The following is a 26470-nucleotide window of genomic DNA, read 5'->3' as shown; positions in this document are numbered from 1 at the left end:
GCTCAGGCGACGGCCGGGGCCTTCTCGCCGGGCTTGGCCGCCGGCCCGCCGGCGAGCTTGGCCAGCACCGCCTGCTTGGTGTCGTCGAGGACGACGCGGCCGTTGTCGACCACGATGATGCGGTCGACCCACTTGAGCACCGCCGGGCGGTGCGTCGCCACCACCAGGGTGCGCGAGGCCAGCCAGGGCTCCAGGTGGCGGATCAGGCCCTGCTCGCCGACCTCGTCGAGCCAGGCGGTGGGTTCGTCGAGCAGCAGAACGCGCGGCTGGCGCAGCAGCGTGCGGGCCAGCAGCAGGCTCTGGCGCTGGCCGCCGGAGAGGCCGCGGCCGCCTTCCTGGACCATGTGCTCCAGGCCGTCGGGCAGCGCCTGCACCATGCCCAGGGCGCCGCTCAGGCGCAGGGCCTCGAGCAGTTCCTCGTCGCTGGCGTTGGGCCGGCCCATGGTCAGGTTGTCGCGCAGGGTGCCGAAGAACAGGTTGGCCTGCTGGCTGAGGAAGGCCACGTCGCGGCGCACGTCGTAGGGGTCGATCAGTTCCAGGCGTAGCGAGTCGAGCAGCAGGCTGCCCTCCTGCGGCCGGTACATGCCGGCCAGCAGTTGCAGCAGGCTGGACTTGCCGGCGCCGTTGCGGCCGAGGATGGCCACCTTCTCGCCGGCGGCGATGCGCAGCTGGCCCACTTCGATGGCCGCGCGCTTGTCGTCCTGGCCGTAGCGGAAGCGCACGCCTTCGAGCTGGTAGTCGCCGTGCAGCACCGGGCGGTGCAGGCGCTTGCCGCCCTCGGCGCTTTCCACCGGGCGCTGCATCAGCTCCTCCAGGCCCTCGCGGGCGACCTTGGCCTGCTGCCAGCGCGACATGATCCCGGAGATCTGCGCCAGCGGCGCGATCATCCGCGAGGACAGGATGGACATGCCGATCAGCGCGCCGGTGGTCATGTCGCCGCTCATCACCTGGAAGCAGCCGACCAGCACCACCAGCACGTAGACCAGCGTCTGCACTTCCTGGGTCCAGGCCATGAGCGCGCCGGAAATGAAGCGCTGGCGCATGCTGACGGTGGCCGAGACCTCGTTGAGGTGGTTCCACTGGTTCTGGAAGCGCTGCTCGGCGCGCAGCTGCTTGACGTCTTCGATGCCCTGCACCGCCTCCACCAGGATGGCGTTGCGGATCGCCGACTCGCGCATGCCTTCCTTGGACAGCCGCGCCAGCGGCTTCTGCGCCAGCAGGCCGGGGATCAGCAGCAGCGGCAGCACCGCCAGCGGCACCAGGGCCATGACCCCGCCCACCGACCAGAGCACCACCAGGAACAGGAAGAAGAACGGCAGGTCGGCCAGCGCGCCCAGGGTGGTCGAGGTGATCAGTTCGCGCACCTGCTCCATCTCGCGGATCTGCGAGATGAACGAGCCGGTGGACTTGGACATGGCCTCGTTGCGCAGGCGCAGGGCGTGACCGAAGACGCGGTCGGAAATGCGCAGGTCGGCGCGCTTGCCGATCAGGTCGGAGATGTGGGTGCGCGCCAGGCGCATGCCGAAGCCGATGAGCACCGCCAGCAGCACCCCGCCGAACAATACCCAGAGGGTCGGCTCGGACTGCGACGGCACCACGCGGTCGTAGACCTGCATGGAGAACAGCATGGAGGCCAGGGCCAGGACGTTGGCCACCAGCGAGGCGAGCATGACGTCGCCGTAGCGCCGCCAGTCGCGCAGCACCAGGCTCCAGAACCAGTTGGGCTGGTAGGGCTTGATGTAGTCGTCGACGCGCACGTCGGCCACCGCGACCTCGGGGCGCAGGCAGTAGACGCGCTCCACCCGCTCGACCACTTCCTCGGCCGGCAGGGCCTGCAGCACGCCCTGCTCGCCGCTCAGGCGCACGCCGACGCGGCCCTGGCCGTCGATGCTTTCGATGACGCCGACCTGGCCGCCGGAGAACTGCGCCAGCACCGGCAGGCGCCAGGGGTCGAGCACGCCCTTGTCCAGGGCCTCGGCGCGCAGCGTCAGGCCCATGTCGCGGGCCATGTGCTGCAGCTGCCCGTCCAGGTCCTGGCCCTGGCGCCATTGCAGGCCGACGCGGACGCGTTCTTCGGAAACGTCCAGGCGGTAATGCCGGGCCACCATCAGCATGGCTTCCAGCCACGGGCTGCTGACGGCATCCGGGCGTTGCGCTTGCGCGGTCATAGGGAATCACTCTCGAGTTGGAAGACGTCGTGCATCCGCCCGGTGGCGTTGATGAAGGCCACCTGGGCGCTCCACAGGTCGTGGCGGGCGTTCACCGAATCGCTCTGCGCCTGGTAGATCTCCTGCTCGGCGTTGAGCAGGTCGAGCAGCGTGCGGGTGCCCAGCGAGAGGTACTGCTCGCGGTACAGGCGCTGGGTGTCGACGATGCTTTTCTGGCGGTCGGCGAGCACGCGCAGGCGCTCGTCGAGGCCGCCCATCTGTTCCTGCAGGGCGACCCACTGGTCGCGGGCCTCCAGCTGCCGGGTGTGCAGGCGCTCCTCGGCCGCCCGCAGCGCCTGGCCGGCGCCGCGCACCCGCGCCGAGGGCGCGCCGCCGGCGAACAGGTCGTGCTTGACGCCGAGGGTCAGGGTGTAGACGCGTTCGCCGGCCATGTCGCCGGCATTGCCGAAGTACTTGTTGACGCCGCCGTCGACGGTGAAGGTCGGCCGCGTGTTGGCGCGCGCCAGGGACAGCTGGGCCTCGGCCTCCTCGCGCTCGGCCACCGCCATGCGCACGCCGACCGGCATCCGCGGGTTCGGCTCGATCAGCCGCACGGCCTGTTGCAGGCGCTCGGCGGGCACGTCCACGGCGGCCTCGTCCACCTCGCGGCCGATCATGGTGCGCAGCTTGCTCTTCTGCTGGCGCAGCTGCGTCTCGATGGCCAGCAGCGAGGCTTCGGCCGCCTCCACCCGCGACTGCGCCTGGATCAGGTCGGCCTGGGTGCTGGCGCCTTCGCTGGCGCGCTGCCGGGCCAACTGGCGCAGGCGCTGCAGGCCGTCCACCAGGGTCCGGGCGCTGTCGCGCAGGGCGCGGTAGCGGGCCACTTCGATCAGCGCCTGGGCCGACTGCCGGGCGACCTCGTCCACCTCGCTCATCAGTTGGAAGCGCTGCACCTGCACGCCGGCTTCGGCGCCCTTGACCGCGTTGGCCACCTTGCCGAAGTCGTAGATCATCTGCGAGGCGGACAGCGACAGGTTCTGGCCGCTGCCGTAGGCGCCCTGCTTGCCGGTGTTCAGGCCGGTCTGGATGGTCGGCAGGTAGCCGGCCCTGGCCACGTTGATGGCCTCGCGCTGCTGGTCGAGCTGGGCCGCGGCATCGCGGATCGACGGGTAGGTCTGCACCGCCAGGCTGACCGCATGCCACAGGTCCAGGGTACCGCCCTGCCCCGCTCCGGCGTCCGACGACTGCCAGTCGCGGGTCAGGTGGTCGACCGACAGGTCCAGTTTCTTCCGCGGGGCATCCTGCCACCCGCATTCGGGCTGGCAGAGCAGGCGCTTGCCGCCCTTGCCCTCCGGCTCGGCGCCGAGGACCACCAGCGGGGTGAATGCCAGCCAGGCCAGCGCACCCCAATGCAACTTGTTGAGAAACATCTGAACCACCCTGAAAAATCGAGCCGCAATGCTACGAGTCAGGTCGTGGACATTCTTCGGGGATATCCTGAAAAAGCCTCGAACCGCTAAAGAATCAGGCAATAGGCTATTACGCGAGCCGAATAGCCAGACAGTGGAGAAATCCAACCTGACCTGTAGGAAATCTCTTATAGATAAAATTAAGAAAATTCCGATTGATATATTTAATAAATCAACCAGGGACTATCGCCAGACAACAAAAAAAGCCACTACCGAAGTAGTGGCTTATTTTCGATAAGACAGCGTACTGCGATATCAACGCGGCCCGTTTCCAGAGCCGGAATTATTGCCGGAGAATGGATTGCCCAAGAGACTTCCCAAGGATTGGAGTTGCGAGGAAGTCCCCTGTGCCAGGCCATTGAACAACCCGGAGATGGCACCGAAGATCGTGCCCACGGTGACGTTGAGGATAGCGCCGATCGGGTTGCCGCCCAGCAGGCTGGAAAGCCCCTGGGTGATGCCCCCCAGCGCACCGCTCAAGGTGCCGAAGAGCGCACCGCCGATGCTGTCGAGGAAGCCGGAAGAGGCTCCGCCGGCGACCATTTCCAGTTCCTGCCCATTGAGTTCTTTCATCATGCCTCCATCATCGAGCGCATAGAGGAGCCTGCCGGATACCGGCAGGCTCCCTGTTCCACCGAACAGATGGGAATGCCACCCAGCCAAGCGGTGGCATTCATTCGGGTCGATGCCGGATCAACGCGGGCCGGTGGAGGAACCGCCGCCGCCCACCAGGCTGCCCAGCAGACCGCCGCCTTGGCCGACCTGCGGGGCCGGAACGTTCATGCTCCACCAACCTTCGGCGTTGGCGTTGAAGGTTTCCAGCGACATGCCCCAGCCATTCACCAGGCCATAGGTAACGGCATGGATAACGCCGAGAACGCCACCGATGACGCCACCGAAGGCACCGCTGGCGACGCCGACGCCCAGAATGCCGCCCACCGAACCACCGGTTACCACGCCCTTCGCCACGCCGGTGCTGAGGGACAGCGGAATCAGCATGATGGCGGCGCCGATGCGACCGATAACGTCATCGATGATGCCAGCGCCGGCGACCATCTCTACTTCGTGAATGTTCAACTCTTGCATTTTCGTACTCCTTGCACATTGAGTGCTTATGTTGGCTTTCTTGCTGCGCTACCACTTATGTGGCGCGACCAGGTGATTGTTCTGTATGGAAATACCCATGACAACCTTAAATCGGCGAACTAAATCGCCATTCAGATTTCCTGGCAAAAGGCCATAAAAATACAACCAGCGAACCTGGAAGTTTCGTACAAAATAATCTTATGAATGGTGAGCGGATAATGGTCGCGAAAGATAGTTCGCGAGCCGAATATATGAATAACCCAGCGTCTCCTGAAGACAAAAAAGCCGCTTCGGTTCATACCGAAGCGGCTTTTGTTTTAGCGACCGGAAATACCCGCTACTTGCCGCCGCTCCTCACTGCAACGCCCAGAACCCCAGGCGGCCCAATCCCGCCGCCAGTTGCAGGCGGGCATTCTGCCAGTCGGCCAGGGCGCGGATGTGCTGCTCCTGGGCATCGGCGTAGGCGCTCAGGGCGTTGAGCAGTTCGATCATGCTGCCGACCCCGGAACGGTAGCGCCCGCGGGTCACCTCCAGGGCCTGGCGCGATTGTTCGACCAGGGCGTCGGTGCTCTTCAGGCTGCGGGTATCGACCATCAGCCGCTGGTAGCTGCCCCACACCAGCAGCGACACCTGCTGCTCGGCACCGGCCAGGGCCGCGCGGCTGGCCTCGACCTGGGCCCGCGCGCCGCGCACCCGGTAGTTGCGTTCGAAGCCCTCGAACAGCGGGATGTTCAGTTGCAGGCCCAGGCTCGAATCGCGCTGCCGGGTGTCGCCGTTCAGCGCCAGCGGCAGGTCGTTGCGCGAATGGCTGAGGCTGCCGGTCAGGGCCAGGGTCGGCCGGCCTTCGGCGCGCGCCTCGCGGACCTTTTCCTGGGCCGCGTCCAGCCGCGCCTGGGCGGCGATCAGCTCGGGATGGTGGCTGCGCGCCTGGGCCAGCAGCCGGTCGATGGCGCCGACGAAGCCGGTATCGGGCATCGGCGTCAGTTCGCTGGACAGCTTCAGCGCACTGTCCGGCGCCAGCCCCATGCGCAAGGCCAGCGTGCCCAGGGCGTTGTCCAGGTTGCCGCGGGCGCGCACCAGGCGCAGCTCGGACTGGGACGCGGCGGTCTGCGCCTGCAGGCGGTCGGAAAGCGCCGCCGCGCCGGCCCGGTACTTGGCGTCGGCGGCCTGGAAGTTCTCCTCGGCCATGTCCTTGACCTGCTGCGCCGCGGCCAGGGCATCCTGGGCGGCCAGGGCGTCGTAGTAGACCTGGGCGGCGTTGACGAAGGCGTTCTGCAGTATCGCGTCGTGGCTGGCGTTGGCCGCCACCAGCAGGTGCCGGGCGCTGCGCAGCGCGGCGCGGCGCTTGCCGAAGTCGAACAGCACCCAGCTCAGGTCGAGGCGGGCATCGAGGCTCTTCTGGCGGGTCGAGGTCTCGACGCCGTCGAAGTCCAGGTAGTCGGTGCGGCTGCGACCGTCGCTGGCACCGACGCTGGCGCCCAGGCGCGGCAGGTAGGCCGACCAGGCGACGCCCATCTGCGCCGCCTGGGCCTTGGCCTCGGCCCAGGCCTGGCGGGTCTGCGGGTCCTGGCAGAGCATGCGCTCGATGGCCTCGTCCAGCGCCAGTTCCGCCTGGACGCCGTTGAACAGGCAGGGCACGCCGCCGTGCCGCGCCTCGCTGACCGGCGCCTGGGGCAGCGTGCGCTCGGTGCGGAAGACGTCCGGCCCGGCCAGGGCCTCGGGGCCCGCGGCCAGCGCCAGGGCGAACGGGAGGATGCGCTTCATGCCGGCTCGCCCTCCAGCAGCCCGGGGTCGACGGCCCGCTCGCCCACCACCTTGCCGCCGGCGATGACCACCACGCGGTCGGCCGAGGCGATGGTCTCGGGACGGTGGGCGACCATCACCCGGGTGATGTTCAGCGAGCGGATGGCCTCGTTGACGCGGCGTTCGCAGTCCACGTCGAGGTGGCTGGTGGCCTCGTCGAGGAACAGGATCTGCGGCCGCTTGTACAGCGCCCGGGCCAGCAGGATGCGCTGCTTCTGGCCGCCGGAGAGCACCGTGCCCATGTCGCCGACCAGGGTGTTGTAGCCCATGGGCGCAATCATGATCTCGTCGTGGATGGCCGCCAGGCGCGCGCACTCCATCACCCACTCCATGTCCATCGCAGGATCGAAGAAGGCGATGTTCTCCGCCAGCGAGCCGGCGAACAGGCTGTCGTCCTGCAGCACCGTACCGACCACGCTGCGCAGGCCGTCGAGGCCGATCTGCGACAGTTCCATGCCGGCCACGCGAATCGCCCCGTCGGATGGCGGCAGGATGCCGAGCATGATGTTGACCAGGGTGCTCTTGCCGCAGCCGGAGGGCCCGACGATGGCCACCGACTCGCCGGCGCGGATGTCCAGGTCGATGCCGTCGAGCACGTAGGGCTCGTGTTCCGAGTAGCGGTAGCGCAGGCCGCGCAGCTCGATGCCGAACTCGCGCTGGCGCAGCAGGTCGGGGTCGATGCCGCTGCCGCCCTGCTCCGGCGCTTCGAGGACGATGTCGGCCAGGCGCTCGCCCTGCAGCTGCAGCATGCGCAGCTCGAAGAACTTGTCGATCAGGCTGCCCACGCGGCTGTCGAACTGGCCCTTGTAGGACTGGAAGGCCATGAGCGCGCCCACGGTGAAGTGGCCGTCCATCACCATGTTCGCCCCCAGGTAGATCACCAGCAGGTTCTCGATGCCGAACAGCAGGCCGTTGACCTGGCCGTAGAGCAGCCCCAGCTTCTGCGTGCGCAGGCCGGCGTTGACCTGCTCCACCAGCAGGCTCAGCCAGGTGGCGCGGCGCTCGGTCTGGCGCTGGAACAGTTTCAGCGGGCGCACGCCGCGCATGGTTTCGAGGAAGTGCGTCTGCTGCCGCGCGCCATGGATGATCTCTTCCTCGGTGGCGTTGCGCAGCGGCTGGTACGAGACCCAGCGCACCAGGGCGTAGAGCACCATGCAGACGATGGCGATGCTGGCCAGCAGCGGGCTGTAGACCAGCATCATGCCCAGGGTGGCGATGGTCATCAGGCCGTCGAGCACCGCCACCAGGAAGGCCGAGGTCAGGGTCGACTGGATGCTGTCGACGGCGCCGAAGCGCGAGACGATGTCGCCCAGGTGGCGCTTCTCGAAATACTGCGTGGGCAGGTTGAGCAGGTGGGTGAAGACGTTGGCCCGCCACTGCACGTTGAGCAGCGTACCCATGTGCATGCCCACCCATTGGCGCACGGCGCCGATGATCTGCTGCATCAGCATCATCAGGCCGAAGCCGATCAGCAGCGTGGTCAGCAGGTCGCGGTCGTTGCTGGGGATGACGTTGTCGATGGTCCACTGCATGAAGAACGGGCTGACCAGGGCGAACACCTCCAGGGCCAGCGACAGCAGCAGCACCTGGCCCAGGGAGCGGTACAGGCCGCTGACCTTGCCGAGCATGCCGAGCAGGCGCAGGTTCGGCTTGGCCTCCTTCTTCTCGAAGGCGGCGTCGGGCCACAGCTCCAGGGCCACGCCGGTGAAGGAACGCGACAGCGTCTCCACGCCCACCTTGCGAATGCCGTGGGCCGGGTCGTGGATCACCGCGCCGCGGCGGCTCACCGACTTGAGCACGACGAAGTGCTTGAAGTCCCAGTGCAGGATGCACGGGGTGCGCAGCTTGGGCAGGTCGGCCAGGCCCAGCTTCAGCGGGCGCGTGGCCATGCCCATCTGCTGCGCCGCCTCGATCAGTTGCTTGAGGGTGATGCCCTTGAGCGAGACGTTGAAGCGCTGGCGCATTTCGCGCAGGTCGTGGTGGCTGCCGTGGTAGCCGGCGACCATGGCCAGGCAGGCGATGCCGCACTCGGCGGCCTCGGTCTGCTGGATGCTGGGCAGGCGCCGGCCGAAGCGCAGCGCGAGGGAGTCGAAGATAGCCATACGGCGCGATACCTCAGAGTTTGCCGGACAGGCTGTAGAGGGGTTCGAGGACCCATTCGTAGAGTTTGCGGGTTTCCTGCAGCAGGTCGGCCTCCAGCAGCATGCCGCTCTGCAGCGGGCGCGGCTGGCCGTAGGCGCGCACCTGCTGTTCGTCCAGTCGCACGCGGATGCGGTAGTACTGCTCGCCGCTCTGGCCGACGCCCGGCACGCTGCCGGCCATGGCCGCCAGCTCGTTGTACGGCAGCGAGGTGCGCGAGATGGACAGCACCTTGCCGTTGTACTGGCCGAATTTCTGGTAGGGGTAGGCCTGGTAGCGGATCCGCGCCGTATCGCCGACCTTGATGAAGCCCACCGCGCGGCTCGGCGCATAGAGTTCGGCGACCAGTTCGGCGTTCTCGGGGACGATGCTCAGCAGCGGCCGCGAGGGGTCGACCAGTTGGCCGACCTCGGCCAGCACGGCGGTGGCGATACCCGCTTCCGGCGCGACGATGCGCAGGGTGCGCTTGGCCTCGCTCTCGCCCAGTTGCTGGCGCACGCCGTTGAGCTGGCGTTGCAGCTCGGCGCGCTGGTTGGCGTGGCGCGCATCGAGCCCGTCGAGGGTGGCCTGTTGTTCGCGCAGTTGCTGTTGCAGCGCCGTGCGCTCGCGCTCCAGGCGCTGCAGGGTCTGGCGCTGGCCGAGCAGCTCGGCCTGGCGCTGCTGGAACTGGTCCATGGAGATGTAGCCCTTCTCCATCAGCCCGCGGTAACGGCCCTCGGCGTCGCTGGCGATGGCCAGCAGCTTGCGCTGGCTCTGCAGCTGGGCGGCCTGGGTGGCCAGCTCCTCGCGCAGGCTGACGACCTTGGCCTGCAGGCTGCGGCGTTCGTCGGCCTGCAGCCGCTGCAGCTTCTCCAGCTGCTGTTCCAGGGACTCGCGGCTGGCCTCCAGCTGATGGCTGATGCCGGCCTGCACCGCCTGGTCCTGGCCACTGTAGCGTTCGCTGGAAAGGCGCAGGAGGGTCTGGCCGCGCTCGACCTTCTGCCCTTCGCGGACGGATTTCTCGATGATCACGCCCATCTGCGGCGCGTGCACCTTGGCCTGGCCGTTGACCGGCAGCAGTTGCCCGACCACGGTGCTGCGCTTGGTGTAGCTGCCCCAGATGAAGAGACCCGCCACCAGCAGGGCGAACAGGGTGGCCAGGGCGGTGAGCACGCTGAAGGACAGCGGGCGTATGAGGATGATCGGGCCCAGCCAGTGGGCGCCCTGCCCTTGCAGGGCCTCGGTGCGGAACAGGGGTGTTTCGGTACTCAAGGTCAGGAGCCTTTGGGTTGTCGTTCGGCGATGGGTCTTTCTACCGATGGAGCCCGGGCGGAAACACCGGGGATGTCCGAATCTGGGGAAGCAAAACGACCTACATCAGCCAGATTTTTCTGAACTTCGAAGAAAGGCCGCCAGGCCGATGTGGGGTCACGAGCCTGCTCGCGCCCGGAAAGAAAAAAGCGGCGCCACCAAGGGGGAGAAAATTCGGCGCCGCTGAAAACGAATCGGTGCCCCGGCGCAAGCGCCGGGGCGGTTCAGGGCCTCAGACCATGATCTGGTGGTTCTGGATCAGGTTCAGCAGGTCGGTACGCACACCCATGAGGGTGATCAGGTCGGTGGAACCGACCTGTTGGCCGATGCCGTCGCGGTCGACGCTGATGATGGTGTTGTTGCCCTCGACGCGGCTCGACAGGTAGTCCAGCAGCCCCTGGGACGAGGCATCCAGCTGCAGCACGCCGTCATCCCGGACCAGGCTGACCGGGCCGCCGTAGCCGAGCATCCCGCGCAGATCGATGATGTCGGCGTTGCTGTTGTTCAGCACGTTGCCCAGGCCGAAGCCGAACACCATGTCATGGCCGTTGCTGCCATCGGCGGAAACGTCCCAGGCATCGACCGGACGATAGGCCAGGGTGTCGTTGCCGCCGCCGAAGAGGTAGTAGACGTCGTCGCCACCGCGGCCTTCGAGGCGGTTGCTGGCGGCGTTGTCCATGAAGGCGTCGGCGTACCAGCTGCCCTTCACGGCCTCGATGCCGATCAGGGTGTCGTTGCCCATGCCCAGCGACTGGCCGCTCTGCAGATTGACCTGCACGCCCTGCTTGGCGAACTGGTAGTCCACTTCGTCCAGGCCCTGGGTGGCGCTCCACTGCTTGCTGCCGTCGGCCAGCAGGTTCCAGCCGCCGCCGCCGTTGATGACGTCGTTGCCTTCGGTGGCCATGAAGCTGTCGTTGTAGCCGGTGCCCACGGTGCCGGCGCCCTGGCTGTCGAAGCTCACGGTCGGCTTGCCGGCGGTCAGCACGTAGGCGTGCTCGGCGGCGCCGGTGACCAGGTTGCCCCAGGTCGGGTTGATCAGGCCCAGGTCCTCTTCGAAGCGGCCCGGGACCATGTTGCCGTTGCCGATGGCAGGCTCGGCCAGCAGCTTGGCGCTGTAGGTCTGGTTCGCGTCCAGGCCGTAGAAGTACACCAGGCCGGAGCTGTCGTTGGTCACCCCGGACTGCGGGTTGAGGATCTGGCTGGCGACCAGGCGGCCCGCCGCGTCGAACAGCTGCACGGTGTTGCCGAAGTAGCTGTTCATGCCGTTCTTGTCGAGGATGCGCAGGATCAGGCTGGTGCCTTCCGCCACGTGGTTCTCGTTGCGGATCAGCACCGTGGGCGAGGAGTTGGTGTTCATGCCCAGGTGGTCCTTGCCGGAGGTGCGGTACAGCAGCAGGTCCACGGCGCCGTCGAAGTCATAGTCCACCGCCACCGCGCCGGTGACGTTGTCGTAGGCCTCGTTGCCCAGCAGCTGGCCGCTGTTCATCCAGTCGCCATTGCCCTGGTTGATGAACAGCACCGGCGTCATGGCGGCATTGGTGGAGGACCAGGCGGCGTTCTGCCGCGGCGCCTCGATGACGTCCATCTTGCCGTCATGGTTCCAGTCCACGGCGAAGGACGGGCCGCCGTCGAAGTGCACCAGGTTGCCTTTCTGGTCCTGGCCGAGGGCGTCGTTGAAGAACAGCGGGTTGTCGTTGTCCATCCCCAGCCACTTGCCGTTGGCATCGGTGCCCTTGTTCAGGTAGATGCGGCTGTCGTCGGAATTGCCGTTATGGCCGGTGGAGCTGCGAGCACCGCGGGCCAGGAACAGGTCCAGGTCGCCGTCGCCGTCGAAGTCGGCCCAGGTCATGGAGGTGGCCAGGTTGTTGTATTCCGTGCTGCCGGCGCTATCGCTGCGGAACATCCTGCCGAAGGTCTGCTCCTTGCTCCAGCTGCCGTCGCTCTGGGTCAGCAATACGCCCAGGGCGGTGTTGCCGTGCTGGTCGTTGTGACCGGCCAGGTCCACGGCGCCGTCGTTGTTGAGGTCGACGCCGCTGATCTCCGAACCCCACCAGGTGTTGCCCTTGCGCTCTCCTTTCAGCACGCCATTGTCGTTGCGGATGAGGTTGAAGCCCCAGCTACCGATGGTGTTGTCGACCACGATGAAGTCGGTGTAGCCGTCGCCGTTGCCGTCCCAGGCGATCACGCCGCCGATGTTCAGCCGGTTGGGGTTGTTGACCGAGCCTGCGCTGTAGGTGCCGTCCGCCTTGGCGGTCCATACCGGCAGGTCCGCGGAGTTGCCACTCACATTGGCGATGACGTCCATCAGGCCGTCGCGGTTGTAGTCGGCGAAGGTGGCCTTGGAGATCATGTGCCCGTTGCCGTCCGAGGTGACCTTCAGCGGCTCGCTCAGGTAGCTGGCGCGGTACTCGTCACGGTCCAGGCCGCTGAAGACGTGGCCGGCGTTCTTGTAGGCGGTGGAGCTCAGGGCGTAGCCGGTGCTCTGGAAGAACGACCAGGTGCCGTCGGCGCTCATGGCCATGGCCGCGGTGTTGGAGCCGCGTACCGAGGCGACCGTGCCGCCCCAGCCGGTGTCATGGACGCTGAAGCCGGCCTCGTTGACCGGGCGGTGGGCGTCGATCAGCACCTGCGGGCCGAAGCCGGAGTTGTTGCCGGCCACGTCCCAGGTGACGAAGCCCAGTTGCTGCTGGCCTTCGGGCAGGATGGCGTCGAAGCTCCAGCGGCCGTCGTTGCCGGCCACGGCGTAGCCGACGATCTTGTCCAGGCCTTCCTGGTAGCGGCCGTCGCGGTTGACGTCCTGCACCAGGGCCACGGTGGCGCCGGCCTCGGCCAGGCCGTACTGGGCGCTGGAGTAGTAGGCGCGCTCGCCGCTCAAGGCCTGCTCACCGAGCTGCGGGGCGAAGGCGAAGGGCACCGGCGAGTCGATGTCGACGACCAGGGTGCGCTCGCCCAGCTCGACGCTGTTGCCGGCGTTGTCGGCCACCCGCAGTTTCACGCCCAGCTGCTGGCTGGCCGACAGCGGTTCGCTGGTGTAGCTCCACAGCTGGCCGCCGTTGGACATCAGCGTCTCCCAGGTCTTGCCGCCGTCCAGGGACAGTTGCAGGTGCTGGCCGATCTGCAGCGCGGCGCTGAGCTTGCCGGACAAGGTGACGCTGTTATCACGGGTGATGAAGTCGTTGTTCTGCGCGCTCTGCGCGTTGCTGTACTGGCCGGCGATCTCCACCGCGGTGTCGGTGCCCAGCTCGATGCTGGAGTACATGTCCGGCAGCGGGTTGCCGGCGTCGAAGACCACGTCCTGGGCCGCGTAGCTGCTGGCCACCGGGTTGCCCTGGGCGTCCAGCACGCGCATTTCGTAGCGCACCTGGGTGCCGAGGTTGTGCACGCTGGGGTCGATGTAGATCCAGTCGGTGCCGAAGGCCTGCACGGTCTTCCAGCTGTTGCCGCCATCGACGCTGACCTGCAGCTTGGCGCCGGCCGGCAGTTCCTCGCTGAGGGTGCCCAGCAGGGTGATCTTCGAGGCGCTGGTGATGTAGTCGCCTTCCACGCCGGTGTCCGGGGTGATGCCGATGATGCTGACCTTGATGCCTTCCACCGGCTGCGGGGTCACCTCGCGGCTGATGGTGATCTGCTGGGCGGTCATGGCGCCCTGGTTGCCGGCGGCGTCGATGGTGCGCAGCAGGTAGGTGTAGTTGCCGTTCTGCAGCTCGCGCACGTCCTGGTATTGCCAGTAGGCGCCGCTGACGGAGGCGACGTCCTGCCAGGTGGCGCCGGTGTCCAGGCTGATCTGCAGCTTCTCGTTAGCGGCCAGGGCGGTGCTCAGGCTGCCGAACAGCATGGGCGTGGAGTCCACGGTGACCAGCGGTTGCTCGGGCAGGGCTTCGGAAACGTTCTGGATGGTGGCCTGGGCGCTGGGCGGGGTCAGGTCGAGGATGAAGCTGAAGGGCGGGCTGAAGTCGCTTTCCAGACCGTTGCTGCTGTCGGTAGCGGTGGCGCGCAGCACTTGCACGCCCTCCTCGCGCAGTTCCTCGGAGGGGGTGAAGCGCCAGGAGCCGTTGCCCTGGACGATGGTGCTGCCGATCACCCGGTCGCCGTGGTAGACCTTGATCAGGTCGCCGGCGGCCGCGCCGTTGCCGATCAGCGTCGGCGTGGTGTCGTCGGTGTAGCCGTTGAGCTGGACGATGCCCTGGTAGGCCGGCGTACCGGCATCGTCGAGCACGTAGCTGATGTGCGGGGCGGGCGGCGCCACGGGCACTTCTAGCGGATCGTTCTGGGCGAGCACGGAAGCGGCCGCCTCGCGGGACAGGTTCTTGCTGACAGTCATGTGGTACTCCTGAGTCTAGTGTCGAACGGCGGCGAGCCGGGCTCGCCGCCGTTCGTTTGGCAGGCCTGCCGCTTGGCCCCGTCTGTGCGGGCGTCCGGCAGGCGAGGGAGGATGCTAAAAGGCCATCGCTGCCGTGTATCTAAGGCGCTCCCTAAAGTCCGGCGGCATTGGTCGGCGGCTGTCGGAGGGGGGGCGGAAAAGGTTGTTCGCGGAGGGGACGGGGCGTTCATGGCGGGATGGGGGAGCCTCGGCGTCCCCATGGAGAGCGGTGTTCTGGCCGGCGGTTCCAGGGGCGCATGGTCGTGGCGTGTCCCGCGTTCGTGGGAGTGACGAGTGGGGGCTGGGAGTCTCAGGATGACTCCGAATTCACCGCCCGCTCCGAACGGCCCCCTCTTCCGCTTGCGGGAGAGGGCTGGGGAGAGGGTTACGGACATCAACACGGCTCCGGAGTTGAACCTGGCGCCGTTGTTCGCGAATGGAGTTCCACCGGGAAGGCATGACGTGGCTTCGAAGAGCGCCCTCTCCCTAACCCTCTCCCTGAAGGGAGAGGGGACCGTTGGGCAGGGTCGGGCATTCTGGAGTCAGCCGGCAGCTCCGGCGGTTTCCAGCTGAAACCATTTCCTCTCTCGGCACGGACAAGCCCCCTCTCCCTTCAGGAAGAGGGAACCGTTGGGCAGGGTCGGACGTTCTGGTGTCAGCCGGCTAGCACAGAGATTTCCAGCTGAAACCATTTATCCTCTCGGCACGGACAGCCCCCTCTCCCTCCGGGAGAGGGTTGGGGTGAGGGCAACGGACTTCGCCGATGCTCCATCATTGAACCTCCGTCCGCCGGCCAACCATGGCGATGGGTATCGCTTCGCTCAACCCATCCTACGACAGTATTTTCCCAGCGCCGATAGGAGCGGACTCTGTCCGCGATTCGCGCGCAGGGCGCGCGCCTACAGGCCCGCTCGATAATGGGCGCAGCGTGTTTTTCAGGCGAAAAAAAACGGCACGGGCTTGCGCCCATGCCGCCTGAAAACCGGGCCGCCCGGCGCCGAAGCGCCGGACGGGCCGGGTCGGTCAGACCAGCTGCTGCTGTTGCAGCGCCAGCAGGTCCTGTTTCACCAGCATGCTGTCGGGCACTGGCGCCTCGGCTGCCGGCGGGGTTGCCGCCACGCCCGGAGCCTGTGCCCCGGCCGGTGCCTGCAGCAGGCCCTGCAACGACAGCGGCTGCGCTTGCGCGACCGGCTCCTGGTGCAGTTCCAGCGCCGCGAACAGCCCGGCCATCAGCGCTTCCTCGCCCCCCAGGGGCTCGGCCAGCATCTGCGGTTGCAGCACGCTGTCCTCGAGGAAGATGGTGAACGGACCGGTGGGCGCCAGCCCTTCGGCCGCGGCCACCAGGCTCACGGAACCATCGGGGTTGGCCAGGAGGCTCAGGTCGCTGGTGGTGATGTACCAGTAACCATCCTCATCCACCGTCTGCGAGCCCACCGCTACGCCGTTGGCATAGAGCGTCACGGTGGTGCCCAGCGGCGAGGAACCCTTGACCGTCAGAGTCACGTCCTCGGTGAAGTCCTCCTTCTGCAGGTAGACGCCAGCGACGTCGTCGCGCACGTTGATGATCGACGGGTCGGCAGCGATCGGCAGGGCGATGGTGAAGTCCCAGGGCTCGCTGAGCGGGCCCATGTTGCCGGCTTCGTCCACTGCGCAGGCCTGCAGGCTGTGCTTGCCCGACTGCAGCGGCAGACGCGGTTCGAACGCCCACTCCAGGGTGGTCTGGTTGACCGTGGCCGAGCCGAGGAACTTGCCATCGTCGTAGACGTACACGTACTTCACGCCGAAGGTGTCGACCTGGCCATAGAAGTTCGGCCAGGGGTCGTCGGTCTTCCCGCCCTTCGGCACATCGCCCCAGTCCGTCTCGGGGTTCGGTCCGATCATGTCGTACAGCCCCAGGTTGGTGACACGGCCCGGTGCGGTGACATCCACGGTGAAGTTCCAGCCGACGCTGCGCTCGCCTTCGTTGCCGGCCTCGTCCACGGCGGCGGCGCTGAAGCGATGCACGCCTTCGTAAAGCGCCTCCTCCGGCGTGAAGCTCCAGTTGCCCTCGGCGTCCACCGAGACACTGGCGATCAGCAGGCTGCCGTCGTAGATGTTCACCCACTTGGCGCCGATGGCCTGGCCGCTGAAGGTCGGCGTGGCGTCGTTGGTCAGGCCGCTCTGCTCGATGGTGCCGGTGATCAGCGGCTCGTCGTCGACCAGGTCCAGGCCAGTGACGGCCTCCGGTGCCTGGGTGTCGACGGTGAAGCTCCACTCGAGGCTTTCGCTCGGCGTGCCGCTGGCGGTTTCGGCTACCAGGCTCAGGCTGTACTCGCCGTCGGCCAGTTCCGGCAGCTCGAACTGCCAGTTGCCGTCGCCATCGACCAGTGCGCTGCCCAGCAGCGTCTGGCCGTCATGGATGAGCACCCGCACCGCGCCGTTGCCGGCCGTGCCGGAGAGCATCGGCTGGGCGTCGTTGGTCAGCCCGCCCTGGGCGATCTCGCCGAGAATGCCTTCGACATCGTCGTAGACCGAGTCGAGGCTGAGGGTCGGCACCTGGGCCTGTACCTGGAAGTCCAGCGACTCGCTGGGCTCGCTGGCGTTGCCGGCCGGGTCGGTGACCACCACGCTGAGGCTGTGGTCGCCCTCTTCCAGCGGCTGTTCCGGGGTGAACTCCCAGTTGCCGTTCTCGTCGATCACGACCGTACCGATCACTTCACCGTTGTCGAGGATGCTGACGGTGTCGCCCGGCTCGCCCGAACCACTGAGGGTCGGCTGGGTTTCGTCGGTCACGCTGCCCGGCTCGATCGGCCCGGTGATGGCGCCGGTGTTGTCCTCGGCGGTCACCATGCCCGGCTGTTCCGGCGCGGTGGTGTCGAGGATGACGGAGACTGCAGCGGTCTCTTCGCTGTGGCGACCGGCTTCATCCTGTGCCTTGGCGGTGATGACCTGTTCGCCATCGCCGGCCAGCGGCAGTTCGGCGCTCCAGTTGCCGCTTTCGTCGGCGACCGCGCTGGCGGCCAGTACCCCACCGACATACAGCAATACGAGGTTGCCGGCATCGGCGGTGCCCTTGAGCGACAGGCTGGTGTCGTCGGTGACGTCGCCATCGTTCAGCAGACCGGTGACCGAACCCAGGTCGTCGCGGATTTCGTCGATGACCGGCGGTTGCGGCAGATCGGTTTCCTCACCCACCAGGGTGAAGGCGATGCTGTCGCTGGCCTCGCCGATCTGGCCGATGGCGTTCACCGGACGGACCGAGATCGCGTGTTCGCCGGGAGCCAGCTCCGGCGCCTGGAAGCTCCAGTTGCCTTCGGCGTCCACCGCGGCGGTGCCCAACAGGGTTTCGCCGTCGTACACCTCCACGTACGTCGCCTCGCCTTCGACATGGCCCTGCACGAGCGGGGTGGCGTCGTCGGTGGAGCTGCCGTTGGCGATGGCGCCTACGACCGGGCCGAAGTCGTCGAGCAGTTCGATACGGTCGATGACCATGGCCGGTACGCTGCTGTCGACGCTGAAGTCCAGGGACTCGCTCGGCTCGCTGGCATTGCCGGCCGGATCGGTGATCACCACGCTGATGCTGTGGTCGCCCTCCTCCAGCGGCTGCTCGGGAGTGAACTCCCACTGGCCGTTCTCGTCGATCACGACCGTACCGATCACTTCACCGTTGTCGAGGATGCTGACGGTGTCGCCCGGCTCGCCCGAACCACTGAGGGTCGGCTGGGTTTCGTCGGTCACGCTGCCCGGCTCGATCGGCCCGGTGATGGCGCCGGTGTTGTCCTCGGCGGTCACCATGCCCGGTTGTTCCGGCGCGGTGGTGTCGAGGATGACGGAGACCGCAGCGGTCTCTTCGCTGTGGCGACCAGCCGGGTCCTGTGCCTTGGCGGTGATGGCGTGCTCGCCATCGCCAGTCAGCGGCAGTTCGGCGCTCCAGTTGCCCTGCTCGTCGGCGGTGGCGCTGGCGACCAGTTCACCGTTCACATACAGCAGCACGAGGTTGCCGGCCTCGGCGGTGCCCTTGAGCGACAGGCTGATGTCGTCGGTGACGTCGCCGTCGTTCAGCAGGCCGGTGATCGAACCCACGTCATCGTGGATTTCGTCGATGACCGGCGGCTGCGGCAGATCGGTTTCCTCACCCACCAGGGTGAAGGCGATGCTGTCGCTGGCTTCGCCGACCTGGCCGATGGCGCTCACCGGGCGGGCGCTGATGCTGTGCTCGCCGCTCTCCAGTTCCGGCGCCTGGAAGCTCCAGTTGCCTTCGGCGTCCACCAGGGCGGTGCCCAGCAGGGTTTCACCGTCGTAGATTTCCACCCAGGCGGCTTCGCCTTCGACATGGCCCACCACGGTCGGGGTGGCGTCGTCGGTGGAGCTGCCGTTGGCGATGCTGCCGACTACCGGACCGAAGTCGTCCTGCAGTTCGAGATGGTCGATGACCATCGGCGCCACGCTGCTGTCGACGCTGAAGTCCAGGGACTCGCTCGGCTCGCTGGCGTTGCCGGCCGGGTCGGTGACCACCACGCTGATGCTATGGTCGCCCTCCTCCAGCGGCTGCTCGGGAGTGAATTCCCACTGGCCGTTCTCGTCGATCACGACCGTACCGATTACCTCGCCATTGTCGAGGATGCTGACAGTGTCGCCCGGCTCGCCCGAGCCGCTGAGGGTCGGCTGGGTTTCGTCGGTCACGCTGCCCGGCTCGATGGGCCCGGTAATGGCGCCGGTGTTGTCCTCGGCGGTGACCATGCCCGGCTGTTCCGGCGCGGTGGTGTCAAGGATGACGCTGACCGGTGCAGTCTCGTCGCTGTGGCGGCCAGCTTCATCCTGCGCCTTGGCGGTGATGACCTGTTCGCCATCGCCAGCCAGCGGCAGTTCGGCAGTCCAGTTGCCCTGCTCGTCGGCTATCACGCTGGCAGCCAGTTCGCCGTTGACGTACAGCAGCACCAGGTTGCCGGCATCGGCGCTGCCGTTGACGGTCAGGCTGGTGTCGTCGGTGACGTCGCCGTCGTTCAGCAGGCCGCTGACCGAGCCCTGGTCATCGAGGATTTCGCTGATGACCGGTGCGTTCGGCTGTGCGACCTCCGGGCCCACCACTTCGAAGCGGATGGTTTCGCTGGCTTCGCCGGTCTTGCCGAGGCTGTCCACCGGTACGGCGCTGAAGGCGTATTCGCCGCTTTCCAGCTCCGGCGCCTGGAAGCTCCAGTTGCCCTGGGCGTCCACCGCGGCGGTGCCCAGCAGGGTTTCGCCGTCGTAGACCTCCACATACTTCGCCTCGCCTTCGACATGGCCCTGCAGCAGCGGCGTGGTGTCGTCGGTCTTGTCGCCATCGGCGATCAGGCCGGTGAGCGGACCGAAGTCATCCACCAGCTCGATGCTGTCGATGACCAGGTTGGCCACCGCGGTGTCCACGGTCAGTTCGAACGGACGGGTCGGCTTGCTTTCGTTGCCCGCGGCATCGCTGGAAGTAACGGTCAGGCTATGGGCGCCATCGGCCAGTTCCGGCAGTTCCAGGCTCCAGTCGCCGTTCTCGTCGGCGAGAGTGCTGCCGACCAGGACGTCATTGTCATAGACCTTGACCAGGCCGTTGGGCTCGGCCTCGCTGCCCTGCAGGGTCGGGGTGGCGTCGTCGGTGGTGTCGCCGCTGGCCAGCGCGCCCTGGAGCAGGCCGGCGTTGTCCAGCACGGCGTCGAGGATCGGACGGTCCGGGGCCTTGGTGTCGATCACCAGGCTGAACTCGGCCTGGGCGGTGGCGCCGGTGGCGCTCTGCACCTCGGCTGTGTAGTGGTGCTCGTCGTCGGATTGGCCCACCGATAGGCGCAGGCTCCAGTTGCCTTCGGCATCGGCGACCACACTGCCGAGAACGAGCCCGGCCTCGGAGAGGATCACCAGCGCGCCCGCGGTAGCGGTGCCCACCAGAGTCGGCTGCCGGTCATTGGTGATGCCGCCGTTGGCCACCTCGCCAGTGCTGCTCTCGACCTGGTCGAGGGCCATGTCGATGGTGACGAACGCGGGCGTGGAATCCACCACGAAGTCCAAGGCCTCGCTGGGCTCGCCAACGTTGCCGGCCGCATCGGTGATGACCACGCTGATGCTGTGGTCGCCGTTCTCCAGCGGCTGTTCCGGGGTGAACGTCCAGTTGCCGTTCTCGTCGACGGTGGCGGTGCCGATCTCCTCGCCGTTGTCGAGGATGCTCACGGTATCGCCCGGCTCGCCCGAACCGCTGAGGGTCGGCTGGGTTTCGTCGGTCACGCTGCCCGGCTCGATGGGACCGGTGACGGGGCCGGTGCTGTCCTCGGCGATCACCATGCCCGGCTGTTCCGGCGCGGTGGTGTCGAGGGTGACGGAGACCGCAGCGGTCTCTTCGCTGTGGCGACCGGCGGCGTCCTGCGCCTTGGCGGTGATGACCTGTTCGCCATCGCCGACCAGCGGCAGTTCGGCAGTCCAGTTGCCCTGCTCGTCGGCCACCACGCTGGCGGCCAGTTCACCGTTCACATACAGCAGCACGAGGTTGCCGGCCTCGGCGGTGCCCTTGAGCGACAGGCTGATGTCGTCGGTGACGTCGCCGTCGTTCAGCAGGCCGGTGATCGAACCCACGTCATCGTGGATTTCGTCGATGACCGGCGGCTGCGGCAGATCGGTTTCCTCACCCACCAGGGTGAAGGCGATGCTGTCGCTGGCTTCGCCGACCTGGCCGATGGCGCTCACCGGGCGGGCGCTGATGCTGTGCTCGCCGCTCTCCAGTTCCGGCGCCTGGAAGCTCCAGTTGCCTTCGGCGTCCACCAGGGCGGTGCCCAGCAGGGTTTCACCGTCGTAGATTTCCACCCAGGCGGCTTCGCCTTCGACATGGCCCACCACGGTCGGGGTGGCGTCGTCGGTGGAGCTGCCGTTGGCGATGCTGCCGACTACCGGACCGAAGTCGTCCTGCAGTTCGAGATGGTCGATGACCATCGGCGCCACGCTGCTGTCGACGCTGAAGTCCAGGGACTCGCTCGGCTCGCTGGCGTTGCCGGCCGGGTCGGTGACCACCACGCTGATGCTATGGTCGCCCTCCTCCAGCGGCTGCTCGGGAGTGAATTCCCACTGGCCGTTCTCGTCGATCACGACCGTACCGATTACCTCGCCATTGTCGAGGATGCTGACAGTGTCGCCCGGCTCGCCCGAGCCGCTGAGGGTCGGCTGGGTTTCGTCGGTCACGCTGCCCGGCTCGATGGGCCCGGTAATGGCGCCGGTGTTGTCCTCGGCGGTGACCATGCCCGGCTGTTCCGGCGCGGTGGTGTCAAGGATGACGCTGACCGGTGCAGTCTCGTCGCTGTGGCGGCCAGCTTCATCCTGCGCCTTGGCGGTGATGACCTGTTCGCCATCGCCAGCCAGCGGCAGTTCGGCAGTCCAGTTGCCCTGCTCGTCGGCTATCACGCTGGCAGCCAGTTCGCCGTTGACGTACAGCAGCACCAGGTTGCCGGCATCGGCGCTGCCGTTGACGGTCAGGCTGGTGTCGTCGGTGACGTCGCCGTCGTTCAGCAGGCCGCTGACCGAGCCCTGGTCATCGAGGATTTCGCTGATGACCGGTGCGTTCGGCAGGGCGACCTCCGGGCCCACCACTTCGAAGCGGATGGTTTCGCTGGCTTCGCCGGTCTTGCCGAGGCTGTCCACCGGTACGGCGCTGAAGGCGTATTCGCCGCTTGCCAGCTCCGGCGCCTGGAAGCTCCAGTTGCCCTGGGCGTCCACCGCGGCGGTGCCCAGCAGGGTTTCGCCGTCGTAGATTTCCACGTAGGCGGCATTCGTCCCTTCGACGTGGCCCTGCAGCAGCGGCGTGGTGTCGTCGGTCTTGCCGCCGTCGGCGATAAGGCCCTGGACCTCGCCGAAGTCGTCCACCAGCTCGATGCTGTCGATGACCAGGTCGGCTACCGCGGTGTCCACGGTCAGTTCGAACGGACGGGTCGGCTTGCTCTCGTTGCCCGCGGCATCGCTGGAGGTGACGGTCAGGCTATGGGCGCCATCGGCCAGCTCCGGCAGCTCCAGGCTCCAGTCGCCGTTCTCGTCGGCGAGGGTGCTGCCGACCAGGGTGCCGTTGTCGTAGACCTTGACCAGGCCGTTGGGCTCGGCCTCGCCGCCCTGCAGGGTCGGGGTGGCGTCGTCGGTGGTGTCGCCGCTGGCCAGCGCGCCCTGGACCAGGCCGGCGTTGTCCAGCACGGCGTCGAGGATCGGGCGGTCCGGGGCATTGTTGTCGATCACCAGGACGAAGTCGGCCTGGGCGAACTCGCCGGTGGCGCAACGGACTTCCGCGGTGTAGGTGTGGGGTCCTTCGGACTGGTTACGGTCCAGGGTGATGCTCCAGTTGCCCTCGGCGTCGGCGACCGCGCTGCCGAGCACCAGCCCGGCCTCGGAAAGGACCACCAGCGCGCCGGCGGTGGCGGTGCCCACCAGGGTCGGCTGCAGGTCATTGGTGATGCCGCCGCTGGCCACGTTCTCCAGGCCCGGCTCGACATCGTCCAGGGCGTGGTCGATGCTCACCTGCGGCGCCTCGCTCCAGACGCTGAATTCCAGCGCGTCGCTGGGCTCGCTGAGGTTGCCGGCGGCGTCCTGGGCCTGCACGGTGATGCTGTGCGAACCGTCGGCCAGCGGCGGCTCGGGGGTGTAGCTCCAGTTGCCCTGGGCGTCGGCCACCACGCTGCCCAGGGGCATGCCGTTGTCGCTGATGATGACCGTGGAGCCCGGCTCGGCCTGGCCGCTGAATTCCGGGGTGTTGTCGTTGGTGGCGCCATGCTGGGTGATCGGGCCCTGCACCACGCCTTCGTTGTCGTCGGCGCCCACCTGTTCCGGCTTGTCCGGCGCGGTGGCGTCGAGGGTGATGGATACCGGAGCGGTTTCGTCGCTGTGGCGGCCGGCATCGTCCTGGGCCTTGGCAGTGATGACCTGTTCGCCATCGCCGGCCAGCGGCAGCTCGGCGGTCCAGTTGCCCTGCTCGTCGGCCACCACGCTGGCGGCCAGTTCGCCGTTCACGTACAGCAGCACGAGCTTGCCGGCTTCGGCGCTGCCCTTGAGCGACAGGCTGGCGTCGTCGGTGAGGTCGCCATCGTTCAGCAGGCCGGTGAATGTGCCCTGGTCGTCGAGGATTTCATCGATGACCGGCAGTTGCGGCAGCGGCGTCTCGTCACCCACCAGGGTGAAGCCGATGCTGTCGCTGGCCTCGCCCACTTGGCCGATGGCGCTCACCGGGCGGGCGCTGATGCTGTGCTCGCCGCTCTCCAGTTCCGGCGCCTGGAAGCTCCAGTTGCCGTCGCCGTCCACCAGGGCGGTGCCCAGCAGGGTCTCGCCATCGTAGATTTCCACCCAGGCGGCTTCGCCTTCGACATGGCCCACCACGGTCGGGGTGGCGTCGTCGGTGGAGCTGCCGTTGGCGATGGCGCCGACTACCGGACCAAAGTCGTCCTGCAGTTCGAGATGGTCGATGACCATGGCCGGTACGCTGCTGTCGACGCTGAAGTCCAGGGACTCGCTGGGTTCGCTGGCGTTGCCGGCCGGATCGGTGACCACCACGCTGATGCTGTGGTCGCCCTCTTCCAGCGGCTGTTCCGGGGTGAATTCCCATTGGCCGTTTTCATCGACCACGACAGTGCCGATCACCTCGCCGTTGTCGAGGACGCTGACGGTGTCGCCCGGCTCGCCCGAACCGCTGAGGGTCGGCTGGGTTTCGTCGGTCACGCTGCCCGGCTCGATGGGGCCGGTGATGGCGCCGGTGTTGTCCTGGGCATCCACCATGCCCGGCTGTTCCGGCGCGATGGTGTCGAGGGTGATGGACACCGGGGCGGTTTCGTCGCTGTGGCGACCGAAGTCGTCCTGGGCCTTGGCGATGATGACATGCTCGCCATCGCCGGCCAGCGGCAGTTCGGCAGTCCAGTTGCCGTTTTCGTCGGCGACTGCGCTGGCGGCCAGTACCCCACCGACATACAGCAATACGAGGTTGCCGGCCTCGGCGTGGCCCTTGAGCGACAGGCTGGTGTCGTCGGTGACGTCGCCATCGTTCAGCAGGCCGCTGACCGAGCCCTGGTCGTCACGGATTTCCTCGATGACCGGCGGCGACAAGGGCGGCACATCCGGCCCGGCCACTTCGAAGTCGATGGAGGCACTCTTGCCATAGTTCTCGGCGGCGTCCAGCGGGACGACTTCGAAGCGATGCGCGCCGGAAGCCAGTGCGTCCGGGGTGTACTCCCAGTTGCCCTGCTCATCCACCGGCACCCGCGCCAGGACGTTGCCGTCGAGGCGGATTTCCACCCACTTGACGCCGTTGGCGGCAGCGTTCGCCACCTGGCCCTCGAGCCTCGGGGTGGTGTCGTCGGTCTTGCCGCCGGCGGCGATGACCCCGGTGACCGGGCCGAAGTCGTCGTGCAGGGTGAAGCTCACCACGGCATCGTCACCGGGCGGGGTCATGTCGAGCGTCAGTTCCAGCTGCTGGAAGGGCTTGTACTGCCCCCCCTCGGTATGCACGTTACCGGCAGCATCGATCATGAAGAACTTGAGCGTATAGTCCCCCTGCTGCTCCGCCAGGCCCTCTGGCCAGTCACAGCGCCAGGTGCCATCACTACCGATCTCGGCCGTGACAGTGACGAGTTGCGTGCCATAGTGAATTTCCAGCAGCACGGCATACATGTCCGCTTCGCTGGCCTGGCCGGCGAACTTGCCCACGAAGCTCGGCTGCGCGTTGGCCTGCACCTGGCCACCGTCCATCGTCAACGGGCGCTCGCCGGCCAGCACTTGCAGGGGCTCTTCCAGCTCGACCGGCTCCGGCAACTGGCTATCGAAGGTCACCCGGTAGGGGTCGGAATCGACGCCGTCGACGGTGATGTAGAAATCGACCACGCCATCCTGGAACGGCATGTCGATGTCCAGGGCCCAGGTGCCGTTCTTGCGTACCACGGCGCTGCCCAGGTCCTGCACCTCACCGGATTCGAGAACGACGCGGATGAACACTTCCTGGCCCGGCGTGAGGTCCTTGCCCTTGAAGGTCGGCGTCTTGTCGTTGGTATATCCGCCCGACTCGACCACGCCCTTGAGCGTGCCGATATCGTCCTCGATGAGGAATTGGGGCTTGTCCGCACGCGGCGCGGGCGCGCCCTGTCCGGCGGATGCGTCCTGTGCAAAGGGCAGGCTGGCCTGCGGCCGGTCCTGATCGTCGTTCCAGTTCTTGTCGGTCATGCGCCGAGACTCCTTCAAATCGTCAATTGGCAGTCATCGCCACCCGGTGTGCGGGAGGCTGAAATCAGCGGGCAACGAACGCCGGCGCCGCCGGCGATGCCCCACCGGCGATCCTAGGCAAATCGCCAGCGACCTCCCTTCAGGAATCCCTCAAAGACCGGGGCATTCAGGTGGATGTCTGAGGGGTGGGGGAAGCACGAGGTGGCGGTACCCTGCCCCGTTTGCGGGGAGGGTTGGGGGCGGAGTGCAGGTTTGGGGATGGAGTAGCAGCGGAGTCCGTTGCCCTCACCCCAGCCCTCTCCCGGAGGGAGAGGGGGCTGTTCGTGCCACCGGAGCGTCCGGCGTGGCCGATGAATCCAATCGGATTTCCGACGGGGTTGCGACAGAGGTTGGGGCTCTGCAAAGAGCGCCCTCTCCCCAGCCCTCTCCCGCAAGCGGGAGAGGGGGCTGTCCTGAGCGAAGGGAGAATCCTGAGTCATCCTGAAACACCTGCCCCCCACCTCGTCATTCCCGCGAACGCGGCAACCCAGTGACTGCGGGGTTCGCGAGCAAGCTCGCTCCTACGAAAAGCAAAAGCAAAAGCGCGTTTGCTCTTGGACTTCCAGAGAAATAGCCGAGCGCACCGGAGTGCCCCTTCAGAAGGCCGAGCGAAACCCGCGCTCAGGAGGTCATGCGACATGGATGTCGCGAGAGCCCCGATGGGCTACAGGGACGTACGCTCGGGGGGGGACGCCTAGTTCGGGCCTCCGTGGCGGGGGAATTCGCGAGGGTAGCCCGGCTCCATCGGGCCCGTATGTCGGGGCAAGCCTTTTTGGTTCCTTTTGTGGCGTTTGACAAAAGGGACTCGCCCGAGGGGGCGAAACAAGAAACATCCGAGCACTCGGAGCGGCGCGCTACACCAAACCCCCAACCCAAAAGTCTCTGGGTTATTCCCCTTCGGGCCAGCGCACGCGAAGGGCAAGCCCTCACAAGGCCCGGAAAGCGCCCGCCGCGAACAAAAAAGGGCGCGA

9 protein-coding genes are annotated in these 26470 nt (G+C 67.2%); all 9 read right to left on the bottom strand.

Annotated features, from left to right (window positions below; genetic code table 11):
- Positions 1-2: 2 nt before the first annotated feature.
- On the bottom strand, positions 3-2168 hold the full coding sequence (locus PcP3B5_RS11840) for a type I secretion system permease/ATPase (protein ID WP_009619434.1): 2166 nt from the start codon (positions 2166-2168) through the stop codon (positions 3-5).
- On the bottom strand, positions 2165-3577 hold the full coding sequence (locus tag PcP3B5_RS11835) for a TolC family outer membrane protein (RefSeq protein WP_043266663.1): 1413 nt from the start codon (positions 3575-3577) through the stop codon (positions 2165-2167). The genes PcP3B5_RS11840 and PcP3B5_RS11835 overlap by 4 nt, the downstream gene beginning before the upstream one ends.
- Positions 3578-3871: 294 nt before the next feature.
- Complete coding sequence (locus tag PcP3B5_RS11830; RefSeq protein ID WP_061561332.1) at positions 3872-4192, bottom strand: hypothetical protein; 321 nt, start codon at positions 4190-4192, stop codon at positions 3872-3874.
- 117 nt (positions 4193-4309) lie between these two features.
- Positions 4310-4702: a hypothetical protein gene (locus tag PcP3B5_RS11825; protein WP_051878328.1), complete on the bottom strand. Its 393-nt coding sequence runs from the start codon at positions 4700-4702 to the stop codon at positions 4310-4312.
- A gap of 354 nt (positions 4703-5056) precedes the next feature.
- Positions 5057-6466 (bottom strand): TolC family protein, encoded by a 1410-nt coding sequence (locus tag PcP3B5_RS11820; protein ID WP_061561331.1) that lies wholly within the window; start codon positions 6464-6466, stop codon positions 5057-5059.
- Positions 6463-8607 (bottom strand): peptidase domain-containing ABC transporter, encoded by a 2145-nt coding sequence (locus PcP3B5_RS11815; protein WP_043266669.1) that lies wholly within the window; start codon positions 8605-8607, stop codon positions 6463-6465. Before PcP3B5_RS11815 ends, PcP3B5_RS11820 begins: the two co-directional genes overlap by 4 nt.
- Before the next feature lie 13 nt (positions 8608-8620).
- On the bottom strand, positions 8621-9877 hold the full coding sequence (locus tag PcP3B5_RS11810) for an HlyD family secretion protein (RefSeq protein WP_043314445.1): 1257 nt from the start codon (positions 9875-9877) through the stop codon (positions 8621-8623).
- Between the two features lie 289 nt (positions 9878-10166).
- On the bottom strand, positions 10167-14255 hold the full coding sequence (locus PcP3B5_RS11805; RefSeq protein ID WP_061561330.1) for a VCBS repeat-containing protein: 4089 nt from the start codon (positions 14253-14255) through the stop codon (positions 10167-10169).
- A gap of 1062 nt (positions 14256-15317) precedes the next feature.
- The gene (locus PcP3B5_RS11800) at positions 15318-25460 is read right to left on the bottom strand and encodes an Ig-like domain-containing protein (protein ID WP_061561329.1); all 10143 of its coding nucleotides are present in this window, start codon (positions 25458-25460) and stop codon (positions 15318-15320) included.
- Positions 25461-26470 lie beyond the last annotated feature (1010 nt).

The sequence above is a fragment of the Pseudomonas citronellolis genome (genome assembly GCF_001586155.1).
Classification (GTDB): domain Bacteria; phylum Pseudomonadota; class Gammaproteobacteria; order Pseudomonadales; family Pseudomonadaceae; genus Pseudomonas; species Pseudomonas citronellolis.
Note: the sequence above shows the minus strand (reverse complement) of the source record. Positions and strands in the feature narration are given on the sequence as shown.

Bases quoted from the DNA above. Each gene is read 5' to 3' on its own strand.
- PcP3B5_RS11840 (WP_009619434.1), bottom strand. From the start codon at position 2,168: ATGACCGCGCAAGCGCAACGCCCGGATGCCGTCAGCAGCCCGTGGCTG.
- PcP3B5_RS11835 (WP_043266663.1), bottom strand. From the start codon at position 3,577: ATGTTTCTCAACAAGTTGCATTGGGGTGCGCTGGCCTGGCTGGCATTC.
- PcP3B5_RS11830 (WP_061561332.1), bottom strand. From the start codon at position 4,192: ATGATGAAAGAACTCAATGGGCAGGAACTGGAAATGGTCGCCGGCGGA.
- PcP3B5_RS11825 (WP_051878328.1), bottom strand. From the start codon at position 4,702: ATGCAAGAGTTGAACATTCACGAAGTAGAGATGGTCGCCGGCGCTGGC.
- PcP3B5_RS11820 (WP_061561331.1), bottom strand. From the start codon at position 6,466: ATGAAGCGCATCCTCCCGTTCGCCCTGGCGCTGGCCGCGGGCCCCGAG.
- PcP3B5_RS11815 (WP_043266669.1), bottom strand. From the start codon at position 8,607: ATGGCTATCTTCGACTCCCTCGCGCTGCGCTTCGGCCGGCGCCTGCCC.
- PcP3B5_RS11805 (WP_061561330.1), bottom strand. From the start codon at position 14,255: ATGACTGTCAGCAAGAACCTGTCCCGCGAGGCGGCCGCTTCCGTGCTC.
- PcP3B5_RS11800 (WP_061561329.1), bottom strand. From the start codon at position 25,460: ATGACCGACAAGAACTGGAACGACGATCAGGACCGGCCGCAGGCCAGC.